At 44.1% G+C, this 24398-nt stretch carries 22 protein-coding genes and 1 pseudogene; 13 read left to right on the top strand and 10 right to left on the bottom strand.

Going from position 1 to position 24398, the window contains the following annotated elements; translation table 11 throughout:
• Positions 1-242: 242 nt before the first annotated feature.
• Positions 243-2138 carry a PrkA family serine protein kinase gene (locus tag ACXHJ1_RS24200; protein WP_457905346.1) on the top strand — a complete coding sequence of 632 codons (1896 nt, stop codon included), beginning with the start codon at positions 243-245 and terminating at the stop codon, positions 2136-2138.
• 250 nt (positions 2139-2388) lie between these two features.
• Positions 2389-3411, top strand: coding sequence for a protoglobin domain-containing protein (locus ACXHJ1_RS24195; RefSeq protein WP_457905345.1), 1023 nt, complete (start codon positions 2389-2391; stop codon positions 3409-3411).
• 169 nt (positions 3412-3580) lie between these two features.
• Here the strand turns inward: ACXHJ1_RS24195 and ACXHJ1_RS24190 are convergent, their stop codons facing one another.
• The 7 genes from ACXHJ1_RS24190 to ACXHJ1_RS24160 form a co-directional block, all read right to left on the bottom strand.
• Positions 3581-4447 carry an arylamine N-acetyltransferase family protein gene (locus ACXHJ1_RS24190; protein ID WP_019686776.1) on the bottom strand — a complete coding sequence of 289 codons (867 nt, stop codon included), beginning with the start codon at positions 4445-4447 and terminating at the stop codon, positions 3581-3583.
• 243 nt (positions 4448-4690) lie between these two features.
• The gene (locus tag ACXHJ1_RS24185; protein WP_016820493.1) at positions 4691-5587 is read right to left on the bottom strand and encodes a phosphotransferase; all 897 of its coding nucleotides are present in this window, start codon (positions 5585-5587) and stop codon (positions 4691-4693) included.
• A gap of 18 nt (positions 5588-5605) precedes the next feature.
• The gene (locus ACXHJ1_RS24180; RefSeq protein WP_019686778.1) at positions 5606-6616 is read right to left on the bottom strand and encodes an aminoglycoside phosphotransferase family protein; all 1011 of its coding nucleotides are present in this window, start codon (positions 6614-6616) and stop codon (positions 5606-5608) included.
• 204 nt (positions 6617-6820) lie between these two features.
• The gene (locus ACXHJ1_RS24175; protein WP_457905344.1) at positions 6821-7369 is read right to left on the bottom strand and encodes a PepSY domain-containing protein; all 549 of its coding nucleotides are present in this window, start codon (positions 7367-7369) and stop codon (positions 6821-6823) included.
• A gap of 115 nt (positions 7370-7484) precedes the next feature.
• On the bottom strand, positions 7485-8078 hold the full coding sequence (locus ACXHJ1_RS24170) for a PepSY domain-containing protein (protein ID WP_457905343.1): 594 nt from the start codon (positions 8076-8078) through the stop codon (positions 7485-7487).
• Positions 8079-8100: 22 nt separating this feature from the next.
• Positions 8101-9462, bottom strand: a complete 1362-nt coding sequence (locus ACXHJ1_RS24165) for a sensor histidine kinase (RefSeq protein ID WP_430210423.1) — start codon at positions 9460-9462, stop codon at positions 8101-8103.
• The gene (locus ACXHJ1_RS24160) at positions 9459-10160 is read right to left on the bottom strand and encodes a response regulator transcription factor (RefSeq protein ID WP_016820488.1); all 702 of its coding nucleotides are present in this window, start codon (positions 10158-10160) and stop codon (positions 9459-9461) included. Before ACXHJ1_RS24160 ends, ACXHJ1_RS24165 begins: the two co-directional genes overlap by 4 nt.
• 189 nt (positions 10161-10349) lie before the next feature.
• Here ACXHJ1_RS24160 and ACXHJ1_RS24155 point away from each other — a divergent pair.
• The 4 genes and pseudogenes from ACXHJ1_RS24155 to ACXHJ1_RS24140 form a co-directional block, all read left to right on the top strand.
• A pseudogene (locus ACXHJ1_RS24155) lies at positions 10350-10565 on the top strand (PucR family transcriptional regulator); the annotation flags it as partial.
• A 32-nt stretch (positions 10566-10597) separates the two neighbouring features.
• Positions 10598-11284 (top strand): response regulator transcription factor, encoded by a 687-nt coding sequence (locus ACXHJ1_RS24150; protein ID WP_016820487.1) that lies wholly within the window; start codon positions 10598-10600, stop codon positions 11282-11284.
• Complete coding sequence (locus ACXHJ1_RS24145; RefSeq protein ID WP_107733913.1) at positions 11281-12864, top strand: sensor histidine kinase; 1584 nt, start codon at positions 11281-11283, stop codon at positions 12862-12864. Before ACXHJ1_RS24150 ends, ACXHJ1_RS24145 begins: the two co-directional genes overlap by 4 nt.
• A 113-nt stretch (positions 12865-12977) precedes the next feature.
• Positions 12978-14159, top strand: coding sequence for a WD40 repeat domain-containing protein (locus tag ACXHJ1_RS24140; RefSeq protein ID WP_457905342.1), 1182 nt, complete (start codon positions 12978-12980; stop codon positions 14157-14159).
• A 68-nt stretch (positions 14160-14227) separates the two neighbouring features.
• Here the strand turns inward: ACXHJ1_RS24140 and ACXHJ1_RS24135 are convergent, their stop codons facing one another.
• Together ACXHJ1_RS24135 and yhbH are read right to left on the bottom strand one after the other, a co-directional pair.
• Positions 14228-15673, bottom strand: coding sequence for a SpoVR family protein (locus ACXHJ1_RS24135; RefSeq protein WP_457905341.1), 1446 nt, complete (start codon positions 15671-15673; stop codon positions 14228-14230).
• The gene (gene yhbH, locus ACXHJ1_RS24130; RefSeq protein WP_031463169.1) at positions 15670-16836 is read right to left on the bottom strand and encodes a sporulation protein YhbH; all 1167 of its coding nucleotides are present in this window, start codon (positions 16834-16836) and stop codon (positions 15670-15672) included. Before yhbH ends, ACXHJ1_RS24135 begins: the two co-directional genes overlap by 4 nt.
• A 163-nt stretch (positions 16837-16999) precedes the next feature.
• On the opposite strand from yhbH, the gene ACXHJ1_RS24125 reads away from it, so the two are divergent.
• The 5 genes from ACXHJ1_RS24125 (at position 17000) to ACXHJ1_RS24105 (ending at position 21307) form a co-directional block, all read left to right on the top strand.
• Entirely contained in the window at positions 17000-17719 is a 720-nt protein-coding gene (locus ACXHJ1_RS24125) for a response regulator transcription factor (RefSeq protein WP_016820482.1), read from the top strand.
• A gap of 131 nt (positions 17720-17850) precedes the next feature.
• Positions 17851-18786, top strand: a complete 936-nt coding sequence (locus ACXHJ1_RS24120; RefSeq protein WP_226888706.1) for a sensor histidine kinase — start codon at positions 17851-17853, stop codon at positions 18784-18786.
• Between the two features lie 145 nt (positions 18787-18931).
• On the top strand, positions 18932-19855 hold the full coding sequence (locus tag ACXHJ1_RS24115) for an ABC transporter ATP-binding protein (protein ID WP_044788205.1): 924 nt from the start codon (positions 18932-18934) through the stop codon (positions 19853-19855).
• Complete coding sequence (locus tag ACXHJ1_RS24110) at positions 19852-20559, top strand: ABC transporter permease (RefSeq protein WP_016820479.1); 708 nt, start codon at positions 19852-19854, stop codon at positions 20557-20559. Before ACXHJ1_RS24115 ends, ACXHJ1_RS24110 begins: the two co-directional genes overlap by 4 nt.
• A gap of 13 nt (positions 20560-20572) precedes the next feature.
• Positions 20573-21307: an ABC transporter permease gene (locus ACXHJ1_RS24105; RefSeq protein WP_016820478.1), complete on the top strand. Its 735-nt coding sequence runs from the start codon at positions 20573-20575 to the stop codon at positions 21305-21307.
• On the opposite strand, the gene ACXHJ1_RS24100 is transcribed toward ACXHJ1_RS24105, so the two are convergent.
• The gene (locus ACXHJ1_RS24100) at positions 21308-22669 is read right to left on the bottom strand and encodes a lanthionine synthetase C family protein (RefSeq protein ID WP_457905340.1); all 1362 of its coding nucleotides are present in this window, start codon (positions 22667-22669) and stop codon (positions 21308-21310) included.
• A 197-nt stretch (positions 22670-22866) separates the two neighbouring features.
• Between ACXHJ1_RS24100 and ACXHJ1_RS24095 the strand changes: the two genes are divergently transcribed.
• On the top strand, positions 22867-23019 hold the full coding sequence (locus ACXHJ1_RS24095) for an FDLD family class I lanthipeptide (protein ID WP_016820476.1): 153 nt from the start codon (positions 22867-22869) through the stop codon (positions 23017-23019).
• Between the two features lie 75 nt (positions 23020-23094).
• Positions 23095-24360, top strand: coding sequence for a lanthionine synthetase C family protein (locus ACXHJ1_RS24090; protein ID WP_016820475.1), 1266 nt, complete (start codon positions 23095-23097; stop codon positions 24358-24360).
• Positions 24361-24398 lie beyond the last annotated feature (38 nt).

Here is a 24398-nt window from a genome sequence, read left to right as displayed (position 1 = left end):
TGTACCATAATGCGTCAGGTCCGCGTCGTTGTTGTCTATTTTAGCATAGTGAATCCCTTTGTTTTTGGAAAAAGCCTAGAGACCTGTCACAAAAAAATAGGTCAATTCTGAAATCAATCTGCATAGGTATGTATTACACTTTTTTTAAGAGGATCGCATTATATCCTGAAAGGCGTGACGAGTGTAGCCATAATCATCAAGAGTGGAGGATAGTCATTACGCAGTCATGGGAGGAACCGAGCATGAATATTTTTGACCGCCTTGCGGAGTACCGAGCGGAGAACAACCGCTTGGCCTGGAACGGCACTTTTAGAGAGTATATCGAGATACTCAAGAAAGACCCGACACCGGCGATGACCGCTCATGCACGGGTTTACAAAATGATTGAATCTTTTGGTGTAGAAGAGGTTGGGGGACATAAGCGATATAAATTTTTTGAGCAGGAGATTTTTGGGCTGGATCGTGCACTGGAGAAGTTGGTGGAGGAGTACTTCCATTCCTCAGCCAGGCGGCTCGATGTCCGCAAGCGTATCCTGCTTTTGATGGGACCTGTTAGCGGAGGGAAATCAACACTGGTCACTTTGCTAAAGCGTGGTCTGGAGAAGTTTTCGAGAACAGATCAGGGAGCCGTGTATGCCATAGAAGGCTGCCCTATGCACGAAGATCCCCTTCATCTTATTCCTCATGAGTTGCGTCCCGAATTCGAAAAAGAACTGGGTGTGCGCATTGAAGGTAATTTGTGCCCATCCTGCCAAATGAGATTACGTACGGAATTTGATGGTGATATTGAGAAGGTTCGCGTGGAGCGGGTATTTATATCGGAAGAAAACCGGATCGGCATAGGTACGTTCAGTCCTTCTGATCCGAAGTCGCAGGATATTGCCGATTTGACAGGCAGCATCGACTTTTCCACCATTACAGAGTATGGTTCGGAATCGGATCCACGCGCCTATCGATTTGACGGAGAGCTGAATAAAGCGAATCGCGGACTGATGGAATTTCAGGAAATGCTGAAGTGCGATGAGAAATTTTTGTGGAATTTACTGTCTCTGACCCAGGAAGGAAATTTCAAGGCCGGACGGTTTGCGCTCATCAGTGCAGATGAATTGATCGTAGCTCACACCAATGAATCGGAGTATAAAAGCTTTATTGCGAATAAAAAGAACGAGGCGTTGCAATCGCGGATGATTGTAATGCCAATTCCCTATAATCTGAAAGTTTCCGAGGAAGAAAAGATTTATGCCAAGCTCATTGAGCAAAGTGACATGCGTCATATACACATCGCTCCTCATGCGCTGCGAACGGCTGCCATTTTCTCTGTGCTCACCCGGTTGAAAGAAACCAAGAAGCAGGGGATGGATCTGGTTAAAAAGATGCGCATGTATGATGGTGAGGAGGTCGAAGGCTATAAGGAGGCCGATCTGAAGGAGATGCAACATGAGTTTCTGGAAGAAGGCATGTCCGGCGTAGACCCAAGGTACGTCATTAATCGTATTTCCAGTGCGCTGATTAAGCAAAATGTGGAGTCCATCAATGCTCTGGATATTTTACGAGCCATTAAGGATGGTTTAGACCAGCACGCTTCTATCACAAAGGAAGAGCGGGAGCGGTATTTGAATTTCATTTCCGTGGCTCGTAAGGAATATGATGAATTGGCGAAAAAAGAAGTACAAAAGGCCTTTGTGTACTCTTTCGAAGAATCAGCCAAGACGCTGTTTGATAACTATTTGGATAACATCGAGGCTTTTTGCAATTGGGCGAAAATCCGCGATCCGCTCACAGATGAGGAGCTCGAACCGGATGAGCGGCTTATGCGCTCCATCGAGGAGCAAATCGGGGTGTCGGAAAATGCGAAAAAGGCATTCCGTGAGGAAATATTAATCCGTATTTCTGCCTATTCCCGCAAGGGGCGAAAGTTTGAGTATCATCATCATGATCGGCTGCGAGAAGCCATTGAAAAGAAGCTGTTCGCCGATTTGAAGGATATTGTGAAGATCACAACTTCGACCAAAACGCCTGATGCTAATCAGCTCAAACGGATGAATGAGGTGATTAAGCGGCTGATTGAGGAGCATGGCTACACTGGAGCCAGCGCCAACGATCTATTGAGGTATGTAGGCAGCCTCCTGAATCGGTAAGGGGAAATAAACAATTGTGTAATGAGGCTATGGATTGAAATGGATGGTGAAGAGAATCCGGCAGGCACAGAGCGTTTGAGGTGCTGACGGGTTCTTTTTTTTGTATTATTAGGGGGTTGAATATATATATTTTTCTGAAATTAATATGTAAACAATCACAATCAATCTTCTGCTTTTTTAACATTTTCTAAAAAGTTGCCGATAAATATGGTAATGTAAAATCTATGTAAACTATTATTTGGAGGAACTTATGATTCATGTCGCTGAGAGTAGATTAAAACAGATACAATATATTGGTATTACTGATGGCGATTTGGCTTTATTGCATCATTATCAGGGGCTATTCCAATCTATTGTAAATGAGGTAGTGGATCGTTTTTATGAGCATGTAGAAAAGGTTCCCCATCTCATGTCGATTATCTCTAGATGGTCGAATATTGAGCGACTAAAGCAAACACAACGTGAATACTGGCTTTCTCTCGCAGATGGGAAAATAGATGATCAGTTTATCGAGCACCGCCTTTTTGTGGGGCAGGTACATTCCCGGATTGGATTATCTTCCGATTATTATTTGGGTACGTACATTGCTTATCTGGATATTGCAGTAGACATTTTAAAGCGTTCGGGGATAGAGGATTGGTATTCTATTGTGCACGCTCTTTCCAAAATGTTCAATCTGGATTCCCAACTTGTGCTGGAAGCTTATCAGGAAAAGGAAAAGGAACAAGTTAACGAGCTAGCCGATGAACAAACGCAGATGCTGACTGTGGTGTCCCGAATTGCACAAAATTTGACGGGGATGATTGCCGAACTTAGGGAAAATACCGATAATATCGCGGAGAGTGCCTGCAACACTGCTTCTTCACAGGAACATACAGAGGAACTGGTACTGCAATTGAGCGATGAAATTAAGCATATTGAACAGATGAGCAGTACCATTCGAGAATTGTCCGATCAGACTCATTTGCTGGGACTGAATGCGGCAATTGAGGCAGCCCATGCACAAGAAGCAGGGCGTGGATTTCAAGTGGTGGCGCAGGAAGTGCGAAAGCTGGCATCTAATTCAAAGCAAGCACAGGAGCAAATTCAGCGCAAGGTGCTGGATATTGCCCGTATGCTTGACAGTGTGCAATCCGAAACCGCTGCCACAACAGCCAGTGCCCGGCAACAGGCCTCCAGCTCCGAAGAATTGGCTTCATTCACAAAGCTGATTGAAAACATGGTGAAGGAATTGGAAATGTTGCAGCACTCCTCGGAATTGCTGGAGGTGTGAGATGTAGCTTGAGCAGTATATCCTGGGGAACTGGAAGTTTTCGGGGCGTTAGCTGGCTGGATACTGGCAAAGCGACGATCTTCCTGTTGGCAGTCCAGTCAACACAACAGAGGCAACAGAGGAAGTGCATATTCCTATGAAAGAATGACCGAATTTTTGAAACAAGGAATTAGAGGAAGCTTTTTTTCCATTCCATATGAGCCGCAAGTACTCTTTTCCATAACTCGTCCCGTTCCTGGTGGCTGTAGTTAACGAGCGGCTCACCAAATACATCGGCCAATACTTCCAGCCACTGCGATTTCTTATCCAGCTCTATTTTTTCCAAACCGTTTAGCCCGCGTTTTTTCCACATACATCCTCTGAGTTCATTCGCTTCTAATGCTTGCCTTTGCCGAATTAGAAACAGGTTAAACCATGGAGATTCCACGGAGCGGCTATAGAAATGATGTTTCGGCTTAAATTCTTCCAAATCCTGAACAACCGTAGGGGCAAAATCAACGCCAACAAATGAAGCGAGCGGGTCATGTTCTAAACGCCAACCTTTAGTAACAACTTCAGATTCCATAACTTTATAACGAAGAGGGGCTTGTTCATAAGTCCCCATTAGGAGTGGTAGAGGCTCATATGGCATATCGCCCAGTCCGACATCTACAATCCATACTTCATCTTCTTGCTGCTCATTTAGTAAGTTCACTGTTAGTCCAAGATGAAATGAATTAATGCGTGGCTCAGCTCCTAAAGGTTGTACCCCAGCATGATGCAAAGAAACTTTGTACCCTAGCGAATGTAGTAGCGCACTAAAGGCACCATTCAGATGAAAACAATAACCACTTCTCCCATGTAGAATGAGCTGAACGGATTCTTGAAAACCAATGGCAGCCGGCTTTCTTGCAAAAATGTCCAACGTTTGCCATGAAAGATTTTTTACATGTGCCTTATGCAACTCCACTAAATAGGATGGGGTAGGAGGCTGAACTTCGGAAATTCCAATTCTGTTCAAATAAGCCTTTATTTCTTCTTTTGTCATGGTGTACATGTGCAGTCACCTCTATTGTTAGTTTGCCAAATTCTCTTCTCGAAACAAATGAGCATTGAGTCTTAGCATCATTGTAAAAGGGGTACGTGCTGTGTACAATGCTATAAATTTATGGCTGTACCGGTACAATCAGCAAATCAATTCGTTTAGTAACATGTCGATTTCCCGTAGATGGCTGTCAGAACACAAAAAAACAGACCTGATTATCGGGTCTGTTTTTTTTCTTATTTTCAAGCTAACTAATTATAGCAGTGATCTAAGTTCACGTCGGTATTTGTTCAAATGCACGAACGATGGAATGACACGCTTGGCAGAACGGAAGCCACCTATTCTAAGGTTGCGGACCACATGATAGGGAGAGATCAATAGCGTATGAAGCAGATGCAGATCCTGAGTACTCAACGGTCGATATCGTTGATAAAAGTCTATCGCGCGCAGCATCTTTGTCGCGTTCCAAAGACAATTCCGATGAAGAAGATGGGAGAGATCTTTCATCCTTACGTGTAGGGAACAATTTTCAAAGTCAATCAAATGGATTTTGAGCTGCCTGTCTTTGACCAGATTGGGATAGTTATAGTCACCGTGTATTAATGCAGCTGCTTTTTGCTCCTGCTGGATTGCAGCTCGAACTTTGGGCTGCTGTAGACGATATAACACTTCTTCACAAAGAGCTAGGAGATGTGCTGTGCCTTTGTAAGGACTGAGACGTTTTTTATATTCAGCTATTTCATCGCTCAAGCCTTCATAACGGATTCTGGAAGGCGGCGCTTCCGTGACAGGAAAGCCTACGGCACTGGTGTGGAATTTGGCTAAAGTAGAAATTCCCTTTTTGAAGTCTATTCTTTTTGTAAATTCCGGTCTGGGTCCATGAACCCAATTAGTTAGTGTATACGAAACACCTTCATAGGTCATGTAGGCTGTTTGCTGTACGGTTGGATAGACCTTTTGGCTACGTGTAAACCCGCGTTCATCCAGGTAGGACAAGACACGTGTAATAAAACGAATCTCTTCTTCCGGAAATTTGTAGGGTTTTAAGCAATAAGTTGTATTAGCGGTTTCAATCTTGTGAATGTCCTTCATTTGACGGCTACGCTGAATTTTGATTCCGTACATTTGCTCAACGTTCGATAAAATCGACATTTTGCTCCTCACTTTCTTTTATACACGGGCCCATTCCTGCAAAATATGGATGATTTGTAATCGAAGAGGCCACGACTGATCCCAGTTGTCTAGGATTTCGCGGTCTCTTGAACGATTCGGATGTCGAGAAGCATGCCAAGCTTCTCGTGGCAGTTTATATAAAGCTGTAACAATCTTCCGCTCAGTTCGGCTGAGTGGTTTGCGTTTTTGATATCCCCTTAACAAGGATTGCACAAATTCAGGATTGAATTGAGTTGTATTCATAAGAGCCTTTGCCAAATCAGCATAGACGGAGCCAATCTTAGCCCGATCCCAATCAATGATTTTGAGATGACCGTCGTCTGAAATAATGACATTCGGGGTGGTGATATCACTGTGTATCAAGGAGGGATGCCGGCGTTCCGTTCGAAGTAGTCTTATAATGGATGCGTCCTGCAAATCCTTCCATGCACGTCTGGATAAACGTATACAGTCCTTGCCATGAGTGTTGTACCAGTTGCGATACTCTTTATCCTTGCGGCTGATTTTTGTCATTTTTTTTTGGAAAAGACGGTCTTGCTTTTTCCATATCCGCAATTGTTGAATGGTCGAAGGGGAATTTCCTTTCTCCATCCGATGTAAGCCGGTGGATGTAGCGTGAAGTGTGGCAAGGGCTAACCCTAGTTTTTCGAAATCTTCAGCGGTTTCCAGTCCCCGTCCTTTGATCCATTGACTTACATAAAATGGCGTTCCTTGATGTAGTGTCCATAGCTTGCCGGAATGAGTAGGGAGCCATGTGGGCATGTAGTTATACTTTCTCTTTTTCAAAAGCCTTATATAGCTCGCAGCTCGTTCCATCTGTTGAATCGTATTGGAACGAGCCATCTTTGAACGACTAAAGGGCTTTAATGCATAAGTTCCCTTTTTCGTTTTTACTTGGATTACTGCATTTTTTCGGTACAGTGATGAGACTAAGCTTGATTTTAAGGGGATCAGGCCGAAACGACGGGTGATTTCGCGAATCTGTGCTTTTGTATAGGATTTCGCCATAAGAACCTCACTTGACTTTTAATTGAAGAAAAAGGTAATCCTCTGTTAGTTATCAGTCTATTCATGAGGAAATAATAGGTGCAGTTTTATGGAGCTATTCTCTTACTTTTCCTGTTCACATTCGTCAAAAAAACGGAGCAGCGAAAGTTCGCTGCTCCGTTTTAATTTGCTCTGTATTACGCAAGCCTGATTATGAATGATTGATCAGTTATCGTTGTCATCTTCTTCGTCTGTATCCACGATCGCTCCAGACGATGCATGGATTTCAAGCTCGACAGTTCCTTCGTTGGTGAGTACCTTGACCTCATAGATGAACTGTCCGTCTTCCTTATCTAATTTAGAAGACAGAAGGGTACTCCCAGGCACATGCTTAAGTGCAATTTGTCCAGCCTGCTTTTCAGTTAGAGTGACGTGGTTGGGCTTGTAAAAGGAAGACTCGTCATTCGAGTCATGATCAAGCTCAGAATGGGAACGGATAGTTTTCCCGGTATAAGCATCAACATCTATATCCCAATCTTTATCTCCTTGCTGAAGATCCACTTCATAGTATACCTTTCCGTTCTTGCGCTCCAGTTCGACATCCTCAACTTGCGCATCATTTCCCACAGCCTTCTTGGCAATATTGGCAGCAGCAGTCGCTCCAATTAATCCCGTAGGTTTAGCAGCCCATACGGCATTTGCCGAGATACCTGTAACCGTAACTCCAAGCAGAACCGAGGCTGCTATTATTCCTAATGTATAGTTTTTTTTCATTACCTAATTCCTCCTTGAACTGTATGCTTGAATACAGCTTAACCCTTGAATATGAGAGGAACATAATAGAATCATGAGAAAACAATGAGAAGCTATAAGCAAGATCATCAGGGCGTCATGATTCGTCGTGATCCTGTTTTTCTTTTTCCCAAGTGATAGAGTCGATTGAGCCTGATACTGCATTGATCTGCACCACTGCCTCACGCCCATCTTGTATCTCAACCTCAACAAGATAATAGAGGCCTTTGTCATTGCGGTGCAGTTCAATATCATCGGATGTTCCATTCACTGCTTTTGCAGCAAGCTTGGCTGCTTCATTCTCTGTAATGACAAGAGAAACCGGGTCAGGTTTATGGACTGGATTTGATTTGTCACTGGGTTGTGAGGAACCGGGGGGGTGATCTTGGGGTTCCTGCTTTGCATCTGTATACATCTGTGTCCGCTTAATGGATTGAATGACACCATCATAGGCATTGACTTTTATTACATACTTCCCTTTGGTGCGTTCTAGCTTGATCACATAAAAATTATCCAAACGTTGGGATTCAAGCACCTCACCGGGATACTGATGCAATACAGATTGGACCACGTTTTTTTCTTCCAAGGGCGAAGCTGCTAACGATCGTGCCCAGGGCCACTGTAAAAGGCAAATGGTGATTAATATAGCCGCTACCATACCTCCAATCATCCAGGTATAGATCGTTTTCATTGGTTTTGCCTCCTTTGGCTTATTATTCTGGAACAGTAGGGAGGATGATCGTTGCAGTTGTTCCACTTCCCTCTATGCTTTCTAGCCCAATTTGTGCTTGAATAGCTTGAGCAATTCCTGTAGCTAATGATAAGCCTAGCCCTGCCCCACCTTCCTCGCGGCTTCTGGCTTCGTCCACACGATAAAAGCGGTCGAAAACTTTAGATAACTTTTCTTCAGGGATTCCAATTCCTTGATCTGTGATTCTAATGCAAGGTTGAGCCGTACCGCCCACAATATCAATCATCAGGTGTATCGGCTCGTCACTGTATTTGCGCGCATTATCCAAAAATATAAATAAAAGTTGTTTTAATTTATTTTCGTCCGTATAGGCGATGCAGTCTGTTTGTACATCCAGTTGAATTTGTCTGGCGAAAGCATTTTCAAATGTAGCTTTCAGTTCTGTCCCTACTTTGGTCAAGCGTACAGGTTCTAACACGACATTCCATTGTTCTTCGTTTCTGGCCAATAGAAGAAGCTGCTCTGCCATATCCTTCATTCGGAGCGCCTCAGAATGGATCGCTTCAACGGATTCGGCAAAAATACTGGGATTCTGCAATCCCCGTCGTTTAAGCAGACTGGCATAACTTTCAATAATGGTTAAAGGTGTTTTCAATTCATGGGACGCATTCGAAACGAATTGTTCTTGGCGAACGAAATTCCGCTCCAGCAATTCAATCATGTCATTAAACGTTTCTCCCATTTCGACTAGCTCGTCGCGTGATGACGAATTGAGCGGAAGACGTTTGAATTTCCCGCTACGTTGAATCTCTTTCATCGTGTTAATCATGGATGTGATTGGATGTGTAATCAGTCTGCCCAGCAGTCTTCCCGATAGGACGACAGGAATAAAAGCAATTCCTGTGACTGCAATAAGTACGATTCTGAGTACCTGAAGCGTCTGCATCGTCGGTTGCAGGCTCTCGGTCACCTGAAGATTGACAACCTCTCCATTCGACCAAATCATGGGGACCGATACGAAAATATAACGGTTGCTTTCATAGGTAATGATGCGAACCTGCCGTGTTTCATTAAAAACGCCCTTCACCAAGCTGAGAGACTGCTCTGATGAAGAGGTGATAGGGGCAAGAAAATCGCCTTCCGGTCTCATCAGCCGAAGCATACCATCCAGCGGCACATAAGCTCGTAGAAGATCCTCAGTGGCTACGGATACTGGAGCGCGTTGAATGCCATGAATCATGTTTTCTGCTGCGGCCTCTACCTGGTTTTTTCGACTGTCTATCGAAAGTTGGCTGAATAGAAAATAGACTAAGAAATTAATGACTACAAGTAAAACCCCGAATAGTAATGAGGTGTACGTATGGATTTTGTTCTGCAGCTTCATAACGATTCCTTCAGAACATAGCCAATTCCGCGTACAGTATGAATCAGCTCAGGGAGTTGGCGCGAAGGGTCAATTTTATTCCGCACGTAGCGAATATACACATCGACCACATTGGTATCACCAATATAATCAATGCCCCATACATTCTCCAGTAATTGTTCACGACTAAGTACCTGCCGCTGATGTCGAAGTAAATGAACGAGCAAGTCAAACTCTCGCGGCGTAAGCTCAATGTTGTGCTCTCCACGAAGAACTTCACGAGTACCTTCATGGAGACGTAAGTCCCCGGCACTAAGCCATTGATCTGCCACTTGTGAGGCCATGTCTTTCGCTGCACCTACCCTGAGCGCGGCCCTTACACGTGCAAGCAGCTCTTCGATCACAAAAGGTTTGGTAACATAGTCATTGGCTCCCAAATCGAGTCCCTCTACCTTATCTGCAATGGAACTTTTAGCCGTTAGTAAAATGACAGGAACGTTCGCATCATGTTTACGAATCCTTCGAAGGAGTTCGATGCCATTAAGACCGGGAATCATAATATCCAGTAAAACCAGATCCCAACTACCTTTGCAATAGGTCTCCAGTCCGTCAATTCCGTTTTTTTCTTTACTTACTTGATAGCCTTCAAATTCAAGTTCGATCTCTAGAAGTCGGGCAATCTTCTCTTCGTCTTCAACGATCAAAATGGATTGGTTCATAATCATGCCCTCCTGTAGGCGAATAGCCGATACGGAAGTATTTTAGCATATACGGACAGGTAAGACACTTCAAAGCACGGGACTGGGAGAGAAAGAGCTTAGCATAATGCGTTATAATTATGGACAATCCCCTCGATCAGATGTAGCCCCTATCATAGAAAGGGCATTAGCGACCGGGGAGTCAGTGGGTCACATGGCAGTGATTTACTCAAAACATTATTTTATTATTTGGAAAACAGGGGCAGTCTGATAGATACAGCAAATTATTTTTTTATACATCATAATTCGGTAAAATATAGACTGGAACGGATACGCGACATGACGGATTTTGATCTTAATGATTCCCGCGAGCAGTTTATATGCCATACATGTCTAATACATTATTATTTGCGGGAGCATAAGTAGTCGAACGTTTTTTGAGGTAGGGAGGGAAGGACATGGATAAAAGAATACTGATAGCGGACGATGAGGCGAGTATTCGGAATGCACTGGCCTATGCGTTAAAGCGGGAAGGTTTTTTGGTGGAAACTGCCGTGGATGGAGAGGATGCATTGGAAAAAGTGCGTTTGTTTCACCCGGATGTGCTCATACTGGATGTGATGATGCCCAAACTGGGCGGATATGAAGTGTGTCGCCGTTTGGAAAGCCGAAAGGGCATCGGTATTTTACTGCTAACCGCAAAAAACGATATCGTCGATAAGGTGCTTGGACTGGAGTTGGGGGCGGACGATTTTATGAGCAAGCCGTTTGACCTAAGAGAACTGCTCGCACGTATTAAGGCATTGGTACGGAGACTGGAACGAGAAGGAGCGCCTGCGCCGGAAGGAACGGAAATAATACTGGACCCGTTGCGAGTGCGTCCGTCCAGTCGAACGGCTGAACTCGGAGCAAAAGCATTGGATCTGACCCCCAAGGAGTTTGATGTGCTGGCGCTACTGGTGTCCCATGCTGGAAGGGTATATACGCGGGACGAGTTGCTGGAACAAGTATGGGGCATCGATTATGCAGGGGGAACGCGGACGGTGGATATTCATATTCAGCGCTTGCGCAAGAAGCTGGAGCCGCACCAGTCGATGCTGCAAACTGTGTATGGAATCGGCTATAAGGCGGAGAAAATGACGTGAACGAACATCATTCACTCCATCCAGAAGGAAGCTTGCAGTCCACTGACCAGCCAAAGCGCAAACGTAAGCGTACAGGCTTGAGCCTGCGATGGAAATTTCCGCTGGTCCTGGCGGCTTTACTGCTGTTTACTGTCGGTGTGCTGAGCTGGCTAGTACTTACCGGTATTCGTGCTAATCAGACAGACCAAATGGAACGCGGCTTAAAGCGTCAGGCGGAAATCGTGGAGATGCGCGTAAAACAGTCTTACCTGTTGGGAGTTCACCAATCGCCCGAAGACTTCATGAAAAAGCAAGCACCACAGCTTGCCGTGGAGCTTGGCGTATCCAGTAATATGCGCGTTATTTTATATGATGGCCGGGGAGATGAGGTCGGAAATTCTCTACCACTGGCTTATAGAACAAACGTCGGCCAGGCGCTTTCTTATGCGCTCCAAGGGAAAATTGCGTATATTACGGAAGGTAGCTCAGTTACTTATTTGGCTCCGCTGCAAGGTCCGGACGGCTTGCTGGGAGTGGTACAGCTTCATAGCTCAACAGAAGCGCAGCAGCAGTTCTACCAGGCGATTGCCCGCTTGTTTTTATGGACAGGAGGGGCGGTGCTGGTCTTGAGCTTTGTTCTGGGCTTAGGCTATGTCAGCCGCCAGACGAGGGACATCGGACGACTGACTCGCGTTTCTGAGCAGATCTCGGCAGGGCACTATCCAGAAGCTCGATTGCTGCGACGTCAGGACGAGCTAGGAAGGCTGGATGAAGGGATGCTCCAGATGAGTCATGTGATCCGGGCTAGTATTACCGCGCTCGAGAATGAAAAGCTTCGGCTGGAAGAAGCAGTTCAGCGTTTGCGAGAGCTGGAGCAGCAGCAGAAGACTTTTATTGGCAATATCAGTCATGAACTGAAGACTCCGTTGACCTCTATTCAGGCTTACGCTGATTTGCTGGATATGTATGGGGATGATCCCGAATTGGTGCGTGAAGCCAGAGAAAGTATCGGTAAGGAAACAAAACGGTTGTATGAGCTTGTCGAGGATTCACTGAGACTATCTGTGCTGGACAAATACGATTTTGAATTACATACGGAGGAAGTGGAGCTGCATTTGCTGCTCGAAGATGCAGGTAGCCGAATCCGGGGGAAAGCTGCGGCGCGTGGACTAAATTTTTCGATGGATACCATTCCAGCCAAGGTGTGTGGAGATCCTAAGCATCTAATGCATATTGTACTGAATTTGCTGGATAATGCAGTAAAATATAATCAGGACAAAGGCTGGATCACGTTATCCAATCGAGTGGAAAAGGACACTGTGATAGTGTATATATGCAATTCCGGTCCATGGATTCCTAGGGAAGAATGGGACATGATTTTTGAGCCGTTTGTTACCTTAAGCCGTGATCGTTCTCGCCAGGACAGTGGTACGGGACTTGGCCTGCCTCTGGCGCGCAGACTGGCGGAGCGCATGGGTGGAGAGTTGCGGCTTACAGCTTCAGGCGATACTGGATTGGAAAATAGCAATGGTCATTCAGTTGCAAGTGGCAATGAATTTTCGCTCAGGCTCCCCCTGTTGGTTCACGATGGCTCTCAGTAGATAGCTATAGAACTGAAAATGTTGTCTTATTTACAATTTGGAAACAATTCGATGTATTCACGAGATGTTCAGGCATTAAGCTGGGGGTAATGTTAACAAGGAGGCCGTTATACATGATGAAGAAAAACCTAGACAGCTACGGGCAAATGAACGGCTTTCCTCGTCTCGAATATCCCTATGCACGCTTTTTCAGACACAAAGTCACAGGCTTGCTCATGACTGGTTTGATCGCTGGAGGATTGCTCAGCGGCTGCGGCATAAAAAGCGCAGGAGAGACAATTCCAACATCCGGTATGAAACCAGGGCAAAAGCTTACTGTGATTGACATGGATGCAGCTCGGCAGCAAGTATCGGACGAACTGGTGGTACAGTCCATCGACAGGCTGGGAGATGTCTACGCGAGGTCATGGCTGAGTGATGAAGAGCTGATTGTGGAGCGTCAGAATCAGTTATGGATTCATAATGTAAAGACCAACAAGGAGCGAGTTTTAACACCAGATCGTAACGCTCTACAGTTACTTGCAGTGGTTTCACCGGATCAGCGTCATGTCTTTTTCACGGAAGGCAGCACCAGCAGCAAGTATGATATTCAGGGCTATATTTTAGAGCTAAGCAGCGGCAAGGTTACATCGGTTGGTCAGCTGGACATGACTAACGAAGCGAGCTGGGGCGATAAGGATCATCTCATTACAGGTACACCAGACGGTAAGATACATCTGATTGGTCTGAACGGCAAAGCAGAAGAACTAAGCTTTCAAGATCCGAATCACTCAGAATTAATTGCTCATGTCGAGAAGGTGGGTAACGACATATTTTATACAGGCAATGATAAACAAGGGTATCCGGTACTGAATCGGTTCTCTCTCAATCATCCTCAAGCTGTGACCATTGCAGAGGGGGCCATGTCTTTTGCTGTGTCGCTTGATGGTAAATCTATTGCCATTGAAAAGCGGAAATGGAATACATCCGAACCAGCCCGTATGATCATTTTGGATGAACAAGGCAAAGAGAAAGGGATCGTGGGTCAAGGGACTTTAATGAGTCGTGGAAGCTGGTCCAGCGACGGGACCAAGCTTGCTTTTTCCATTTATGATGAGGATCAGCAAGGAATGAGAGGGCTGTATGTGTTTGACCAATCCACGGGTAAAACCACTCCCGTTACGACAGATATCCAATCCTATGACAGTCCAACAGTGTGGAGCCCTTCCGCCCGGTTTTTATCCATGTACCAGAACATTTCGGAAGGTGGAAAACAACTGAATCAGAGCTACATCGTCGAATTTAAGAAAAAGTAGTAAAAAAAGGCGCATTTCCTTCTTCGGAATGCACCTTTTTTAAATTAGGCTGGCTATTCGATTGTGGGTCACTGCACAAACTTGCGATGATGTTTCTTCCCATCAAATGAAAATAAGGCGAGCTTCCCCTCAATCATCGTTTCCAAATGAACGGTACGCCCCCACAGTTGATATACATATGGAAGCGTGCGCTCCATATATTTTAAATCCAGCTCAATGCCTTCATACTGATGCTTGAGCTTTAACTCGCCCGTATGCAGGTAGTCTCCGTCCTCAACGACGATGTAAGGGGAGCCTCCATTTACGCGTGAGAACACAAGCTGATCCCGTATGTTTTCCCAGGATTTATCGGTAATTTTCCAATCCGGTCCCCGTTTCTCAAACACGTACAAATCTAAATCCTCTGTTAGCTGCTTGGTCATGTAATTGCGTATAAAAGAGGTGTCCGAATCAAACTCTCGCACCTCGAACATTTTAGCTCGGCCCTCGCCCTGTTTGCGTCCTTGGCGCTCTTGCTCCTCGCGAGTCGGGTTATCCCATCGCTTTTCAATATCTTCAAATATCTTCAATCCCAAATAATACGGATTCAAGCTTTGCTTGGAAGGCTGCACAACGGAAGCGTTCAGCATGGCAAATTCAACAGTTTCATCCCCGGTCAAATCCAGTTCCCTGACAATCCGTTGATGCCAATAAGAGGCCCAGCCTTCATTCATGATTTTGGTCTCCATTTGGGGCCAGAAATACAGCATTTCGTCCCGCAGCATCGTCATGATGTCCCGCTGCCAATCCTCCAGTACCTCGGAGAATTCCTGAATAAACCAGACAATATCCTTTTCAGGTTCCGGTGGGAACTGGCGTACCTTGATCCCCTCGGTCTCGGCCGAATCATGCTGCTTTACTGTGTCCAGTGACCACAGATCATCGTAAGGTCCGATGGGACGCTGGTGTTTTTTAGGTTCCTTTTGCTCCTTGATTTTGAGTTCCATGTATCGTTGTTTATCTAGATGCCTTGGTTTGATGAGCTGTGGGTCTACATGCTCTTGTATCGCCAGTACAGAGTCAATGAAGGATTCCACGGCCTTTGAGCCGTATTCCATTTCATAGCTGCTGATCCGTTCTGCGGTGGCAGACATGCTCTCGACCATATTGCGGTTGGAGGCCGAGAAGCGGGCGTTGTGTTTGAAAAAATCGCAGTGCGCCAACACATGAGCGACAATCAGTTTATTTTGCACCAACGAATTTCCATCCAGCAGGAAAGCGTAGCAGGGATTGGAGTTGATGACCAGCTCATAGATTTTACTCAATCCAAAATCGTACTGCATTTTCATCTTGTGAAATGTTTTTCCGAAACTCCAGTGGCTGAAGCGCGTAGGCATACCATACGCCCCGAATGTGTATACAATATCCGCCGGACAAATCTCATACCGCATTGGGTAATAGTCGAGCCCGAATCCATCAGCAATCTCCATAATTTCTGATATCGCGTATTCCAGCTCTTTCTGGTCGGTACTCATCCCACTGTCCCCCCTTCCCGTTTACGAAAAAAGGTGCGTAAGGCTTGGTATACCTCACCTTTTTCCTTGATGACATAGTACATAAACTGATCTGCCTTAATATTCTTGTAGGCTGACATCAGCGTACTGCTGCGATTATATTGGTTCACCTCTCCATAGCCGAACATATTGCTGCGCTTCATAAGCTCCTCAATTAGTTTCACACACCGTTCATTGTCTGAGCTTAGGTTATCGCCATCGGAGAAATGGAAGGGATAAATATTATAAGTGGAAGGAGGATAGCGCTTGTCGATAATCTCCAATGCTTTCAAATAAGCAGAAGAGCAGATTGTTCCGCCACTTTCACCGCGAGTAAAAAATTCTTCCTCCGTAACCTCCTTGGCTTCGGTATGATGCGCAAGAAAGACAATTTCCACCTTTTCATATTGGCGACGCAAAAAGCGAGTCATCCAGAAAAAGAAGCTGCGGGCGCAATATTTTTCAAAAGATCCCATACTGCCTGAGGTGTCCATCATAGCGATAATTACCGCATTGGATTGGGGAACGGTTTTCTCTTCCCATGTTTTGTAACGAAGATCGTCCGGACTAATATGATGGATGCCCGGATTCCCCTCACGAGCGTTGCGGCGCAGATTTTCGAGTATCGTTCGCTTCTTGTCAATGTTCGCTTGCATGCCTTTTTTACGTATATCATTGAATACGATAGATTCAACCTCAATTTGATCCTTATCTTTTTGCTGCAAATGCGGCAATTCCATTTCCTCAAACAGCATATCTTCGAGTTCTTCTATGCTGACTTCAGTTTCCATAATATCATGTCCTGGCTGGTCGCCTGCTTTCTCACCTTTACCTGGCTTCTGGGAAGCAGGATCACGTCCGATGACATCCCCCACCTGACTGTCGCCATCCCCTTGACCTACATGCTTTTGCTTTTGGTAGTTATAAATGAAGCGATATTCATCCAGACTGCGAATGGGCACTTTGATAATCTGTTGACCGTCCGACATTATAATATTTTCTTCCGTTATCAGATCGGGTAGATTTTGCTTAATGACATCTTTGACCTTCTGCTGATGGCGTTGCTGGTCCTGGTACCCTTTGCGATGCAGCGACCAATCTTCGCGGGATACGACGAATGAATATGGCTGGCGTGGTTCCGTCATTGTTAGGCACCCCCCAAGTGGATACACGGCACAGTTTGGCCTTGTTGGTTATTAAGTATATTCACGGGGATGTACGATATGTGATGGAACTCGATTTAAATTCTGCCCGTTTGCTTTTATAATGAAAGTAAAAAATGTAAAAAAAGAATGGAGAACCTTGGTTATGGAAGAAATTGCAGTGCTTATCGTAGACGATGAACAGGGACTGCGAGATATGCTGACAACAGTTTTAAAAAAAGAAGGGTTTCTACATGTTAAGCATGCAGCCACGGGTCAAGAAGCGTTGCAAATCGTGATGGAATCTCGTATTGATGTGATTGTGCTTGATGTTATGCTTCCTGATCGTGATGGATTTGAGGTGTGTCGTCAGATGCGTCTATACACGGAAGCTCCTATTCTTTTTTTGACGGCAAGAGATACAGATTTGGACAAATTAATGGGATTTGGTATTGGTGGGGACGATTATATTACCAAACCGTTTAATCCGTTAGAAGTCGTTGCACGTATGAAAGCTCGAATGAAATATCGAAAAGTGACAACAGCGGACATGAAGCCTGCCTTACGAACCTTAGATTTTGGATATTTTTGTCTGGAATTGGAATCAGGTGTGTTGTATGTGCAAGACCAAGAGGTCGATTGTCCTGCACGTGAATGGCTGCTGCTGGTATTTTTGTGCAAGCATCCTAACCGTATATTCAGTGTGCGTCAGCTATACGAAGCAATATGGAGCGAGACCTTCCTTGGTGATGAAAAGACAGTAGTCATTCATATCTCTCGTTTGCGAAAAAAAATAGAACCTGATCCCAAGCACCCGCAATTTTTAGTTAATGTAAGAGGGCTAGGTTATAAAATGATATCAGTCAAGAGGGGGGAGCAAGAATGAACTCTCTCGTCAAGATGTCCTTTCGTTTTATAAAAGTAACATTATGTTTTGCTCTAGCCTATGTTCTTTGTTTTCTTATCTGTACTGTTATATATATTTTTATAAAAAGTACATTTGGTACATCTCATAATATGAATATTGATCTCTTCTGGATCGGACTTGGAATCGTGCAGAGCCTTGTGTTTATAGTTGTCTATGGATGGTATATAGGCAAACCCTTGGTGTATGTAATTAAATGGATTGGAAATATAGCAACAGGGGAATTCCAGGCACCGCTAAGTGAGCTAGAACTGCCAGAGCGCAAAAAAAATCAGAGAAATAATTATAAGCCTCCGTATCAATTGTATAAAGAAGTTTTTGAACAAATGAACATCTTATCTGCTCAATTGCGCAGTAATGAGGAAGAGAGAATAGAAATAGAAAAGCGAAAACAGCAGTGGGTAGCAGGCGTAAGCCATGATCTCAAAACACCATTATCCTATATTGAAGGATATGCAGCCATGCTGACTACTCAAGAGTATGATTGGTCCGATGAAGAAAAAAGAAGCTTTAGTATGGCTATCAGTGAGAAAGTAACGGAAATGAAGCAGTTAATTCAGGATTTGAATGCTTCTATGCAGCTCAAGGAGGGTGCCTTGCCGATCCAGCTGAAGAAGGAGGACATTGTGGAGTTTCTCCGCAATACAGTCATAGATATCGCTAACCATCCTTCGGCCGAGCAGTACGAATTTTCTTTTATGTCATTGGAGGCAGTATGTACCATGCCCTTCGATAGTAAATTATTAGGTAGAGCGCTGAAAAATTTTTTGATGAACGCAATCATTCATAATCCTTCAGGTACACATATTTCAATGGATGTAAATAAAGAGAGCGATAAGCTTCATATTTCGATCGAAGATGATGGAAAAGGAATGAATCCAACTGAATGTATACAGGTGTCTCATTCCAAAGAGCATGGCATATCTATTGCCAAAAGCTTTATTGAAGCTCATAACGGAACGCTTCATATTCTTCCGGGAAGTAAAAAGGGTACCAGGGTGGAAATTACTTTGCCGCTAAATATGTAACTCTTTAACATCTGTGCCTTCACATTTTGGAGTCCGCTCGTTTTTTTGCCTGTTGTTTAGGAACTGTTTACCTGATGTTAACTTTCCTTCTGTAAACTGTATGTAACTAAAACTTCAGCATTAAAAGTCGAGAGGAGATCAGGAAATGTCTGAATATGTAATACATACACAGCAGCTAACCAGGCGTTTTGGAAAACGAGAATTTGTCAAACAAATAAATCTCCAGGTACCTGAGAAGCAAATTTACGGATTTTTGGGACCAAACGGGGCGGGGAAAACAACTACGATTCGTATGCTACTCGGGCTGATTAAATCTACATCCGGGGAGATTGAGATTTTTGGGAAAAAGCTCAAGGATCATCGCATGGAAATATTAAAGGATGTAGGTTCTCTGGTTGAATCACCTGCCTATTATGCCCATTTGTCTGCATATCGAAATTTGGAAATCGTTACAACGATGCGTGGGCTGCCGACCCGAAAAATTCATAAAGTGCTGGATTTGGTGAGGTTAAGCAAAGATGCGTATCGACCGGTAAAAGGATACTCCTTGGGGATGAGGCAAAGGCTAGGAATTGCCATGGCGTTGATTGCTGATCCCAAATTGTTGATTCTTGATGAACCGACGAATGGTTTGGACCCGTCTGGTATCCAGGAAATTCGGGAGTTAATTATGAGCCTGCCTGATGCTTACGGAATGACGGTATTGGTTTCGAGCCATCTACTAAGTGAAATCGAACAGATCGCAACCTATGTAGGGATTATTAATCAAGGGGAAATGATATTCCAGGGAACGATGAAAGAACTTACAGACAAAAGCAAGCCTCAATTATTCATTGAAACCCAAAATCCTGTTCAGGCTGCTGGAGCCCTGATGCAGCATGGATGGATTGCCGGAGCTGAATCCTTGGAGCAAAAAGAGGTCATAACTCCTATTGTGGATCGGCAACAATCATCGGAGATGATCAAAGTGTTGGTAGAGCACAATCACCCCGTCTATCGGGTAAGGGAGAAGAAAAAAACATTGGAGGAAATATTCCTGGAGCTGACGGGTAAGGAGCGAAGTTTATGATACTCCAAGTTATCAAGGCGGAAGGATATAAGCTGAAAAAAATATGCTGGTGGCTTCCTCTAATACAGGGCTGTGTCCTTACAGGGATGACTGTCATGGAATGGTATCTCTACTTTCGTCAGGGGCCAGGAGGGGTCTATGCTGGTTTTGCGGTTATGTTTATGTTCATCTCGTTCGTGATGCTGCTTGGCGGTACACTTCTAGCAAGTATTATGGCGGGTACAGAGCATGATACCCAAACATGGAAGCAGCTTATGGCCATGCCGGTTCCCAGAAGCTACATCTACTTATCCAAAATGTTTTGGATTGTGATTCTGCAGTTTGGTACTGCCTTGATTACGATAGCAGGGATGAGTCTCATCTGGGTGCTGTATACAAACGAGCCCATTCCTTGGCGAGTTATGCTGCTGCAGCCGATTAACGCCAGCTTGGCTACTCTGCCTGTACTTGCAATTCAACTTTGGTTGTCTACGCTTTTTACTAATCAGGCATTCCCGTTAGCATTTGGCATATTTGGTTCTATTGCCAGCTTGTTTTTGGCACGAACCAGTATTCTTTGGATTAAATTATTACCTTGGTCGTATCCGGCTCTATCAAGTCCTCTAATTAAGGGATACGTAATGTGGGTGATCATTGCTTTATGTGCAGGGGTCATCTTCACAGGACTCGGTACTCTACAGTTTAGAAAGCATGAATTCAAATAGGAGGAGGAGAAGTATGGGATCCATTTTACGCGTGGAAGCGATGAAGCTTCAATGGGTCATGGTATGGATTCTCATTATATTAGATGCGGTTATCAATTCTTTAATGGGAGTCCTGGAACTGAACGATTTGAAGCAGTTTTATGAGCCTAGCTGGTTAATGCTATACACCTATGCGGCGCAATTTCACTCGATGTTTTTTTATCCGCTTTATTGTGGAATTATCGCTTCTCTTTTGTGCGCATACGAACATCGAGACGGGGGATGGAAGATTTTATTGAGCAGTCCATATCCCCGTCAGCGAATCTATTATGCAAAATATATATTGCTCATTCTCATCCTGTTTCTTGATCAGCTTACATTCATAGTAGGATATTTTGTAGGTGGGTATATAGCAGGTGCTCCAGGAAAAATCCCTTGGTTGCTCGTCCTTTCTACCGGATGGGGAGGGTGGTTCGGGATTCTACCATTGGCAGCCCTCCAGCTTATGCTCTCGGTGAAAATTCGCAATTTTGGAGCTTCACTAGGAATGGCTATTTGCTGTGTGGTGCCTAATATTGTTATGACAGGCTTTCACTCTTCCATAGGCGCATGGTTTCCTTTTACGATTCCTTATTATATCATGTTGCCGCAAACAGCGAGCTATGCTCCTAGAGTTGAGCCTTATAGTCTTGGTTTGATTGTACTTTTTACGTTTTTAGCCTATCTATTTGCTGGAAGAAAGATGTTTGTGAATAGAGATTGGCTGTAGCTAGGATAGCATGAGCATGTAATCCCAGGGCATCTCTTTGTTCTCAGAAACACTTAATAAAGCAGAAGCAATCCCGGCGACGCCTTCAAGCAGGCCTGCTTTTGTCAGCCAGGCCAAAGAGCTGTCTGCCCTTGGCTCGGGGTCCAGATATCCAAGTGGGCTATCGGCTTGAAAGCGATCTATCAGCTGACTGGTTAAGTGTTGAATAAGCGGGATAAACGCTGGTTCCTTACTGTGACACCACATTCGCCAGGAGATCGTAAGTAACCCGGCAAGACCATGACACAATGCAGAGGAGTTCATTTCCTGCTTATTAACCTCATAGGTAATGGCACCGATACAGGCCTTCACAGCCATTTTTTGCAGTTCTTCATTATGAAGAGCCTTCCCGGCAAGATATAAGGAACAGGCAACGCCGGGAGTACCGTAACACCAGGCTTCTCTTGCTCGTTTTAAATCTAACTGTAAAGAGCCTGTTTCAGCTTCAAAAGGAACAATATGAGGCCAGTAGTAGCCGTATGTATCCTCATTTTTATACTTAAGCAGCCATTCCGTAATCGTTTCAATCGCTTGATATTGGCCTTTTACTTCAATTCCAGAACTGTAAGCTACAGATAGTAAGGCCAATGGTCCGGGAATGCCATGTGCCATTCCGCAATTGAAATTACCCATAGCATAATTGCTTTTATCACGGTCCAAAAACTGGAACTTTTGCGGAGAGTACCAGCCTGGAACATAGCGGTTGTGAATTTTTATAGGATATGTGAGATCGGTTAAAAATTGAAGAATAGGCTCGACAAGAGGAGTACAACTAGGATCGATTGAGTTCATCACAATATATCTCCCAATCCCGGAGGCTCCTGAAATCGTATCAAAGGATTGCATGGGCATCCCTTCGTGCAGAGCTAATTGTGCTGTATTCAATTGCAGCCATTGTTCTGTCAGAGGAATCATCCATTCATGTATTTGCTGTAAAAAATGGCTGTAGTATTCGCCATGATTGGAGGCTTCTCTCACAGAAGAAGCGATGCCGGTCCAGCCGCTGTAAAGTGAGACATCATTCAGACCTTTTTTAGCAAGTGAAGCTTGAATGTGCTTCATATTCAAGTAGATTGCCTGATTCCAATCATACGTGGAGTCTGAAGCACGACATTGAGATAGTAAAAAAATATTACCCGGATAACCGTGTGAAAGCGAAGTATCTCCCCATGGGTGATATTTTGTTTCGGGTGAAATATTTTGCTCTGCGTGGACTGCTTTGTAGACCGATTCAGGGTTACTCAGGCGCAAGGCGATTGTTGTACTGAAGTCTTTTGCCTGTAATTGCTCGCATGCTTCCATAACAAAATGGTCCGTTTCCATACGAATGCCCCTTTCATTTTTTCCTTCATTATATTGTTGCTCAAAGCTGGCGAGTTGTCCTTAAAAATTCTAAAAAGTAACGAGGGATTATCTTAATTGCATTCACTAAATTTAAGATGGATGTAAGAGTTTTATAAAGTCTAGTTAAGATTATATAAATTATAATAAAATTGTAAAAAATAAAAGGAGGTAGCAAAATGAAAAATCAATTTGATCTGGACTTGCAAGTTGCCAAAAATGAGGTTGCTCCTAAAGAGGTTCAACCAGCTAGCGGTCTTATCTGTACTCCTTCATGTGCAACAGGTACTTTGAATTGCCAAGTTAGTCTTTCTTTCTGCAAAACGTGTTAATAACGAGAAACAAGGTACAAAAGGCACGGTTTTATAACCGTGTCTTTTCCCGGTTATAAAATAGGGGGAGGAATTATGGTTGGAGATTTGCAGGAAAGGTCAGTTGAGATCAGCAAAAATATTACACAAAAACTGATAGACCTATCATATACAGAAAAAATAGTTCATCATAGAAACAACCTTTCACCTTCGCGTGGGACGGCCCCTTGGAATCCCGGCTGGCTTGCTGATGGAGTTCCAGGTGTATTCGTGCTGTTGGCCGAGTGGGGTTATCTGAAACCTGATCAGAATTGGGCAGAACATGTGCATACACAGTTGTTGTATTTACATCGCAATTCTTTAATATTACTACCCGATATATCTCTGTACTATGGTTCTACAGGTGTAGCATATGGAATATTGCTTGCCTCAAATAACAGAGCTAATTATCAGCAACTGTTAAATCAAATAAATGATTATATTCGTACTCAATGGGTAAAGTCACCCGTTATAAATACAATTACAGAGTTCAGCAAGCAGATGGACGTTATCCATGGCCTGCTCGGAGTGGGCAGATACACATTAGAGATTCCTGAAGACGACGAGAAGATGTGCAATCTGACCCATCAACTATTAGATACTATAACGCACTTTATACCTGAATATATACATTCGGTATCAAGGGGAAGTTCGACTTCGATTCATCTAGGAATGGCGCATGGCATCACCGGAATCCTTGCACTACTTGTCACTGCCCTACAAAAAAAGATTAGAGTTAAAGGATTACATGAGGCTATAGAATATATAGCCGATTTTTTGCTTATTCAAATTCAGGAGGATCAATATGGTTTGTATTGGCCTGTAAGCTCTCAAGCGACTTCAATGAACAAGACAGATAACAAAGAAGGAATGAGAGAAATTGAAGGCTGGTGCCATGGAACCTGTGGGATAGCATGGACTTTATTCAGAGCAGGAATGGAGTGTAGCAATGAAGAATGGACAAAGATAGCTGAACAAGCTATGAAATCCGTATTTTGCTTGGATGATGAGCTTTTAAACGCGCTATCCCCCACTTTCTGTCATGGATTGGCGGGTTTGCTTCATATGGCTCATAGATTCTATTACTTCACTGGTAATCAAGCTGCATTAGGCTTTGCCGACCAAATAGCATTAAAGTTGATGAATCTATACGATGAAGAGCTCCCATTTGGTTATCAGGACTTGGAGGGGACAACTCATGTTCATAATATAGGAATACTGCAAGGGGCAACAGGAATTGCATTAAGCCTGTTGGACTATGGAGTAGGGAAGGAACAACCTAAATATTCAGGGAGATGGAGTGAATTGTTTCTAATTTCGTAAAAGCTCTGTCTTAACTGCTTATCTGAAGCCGTGCTTTT

Source organism: Paenibacillus sp. ALE2, from assembly GCF_054113385.1.
This window is presented reverse-complemented; position numbering and strand designations above follow the sequence as displayed.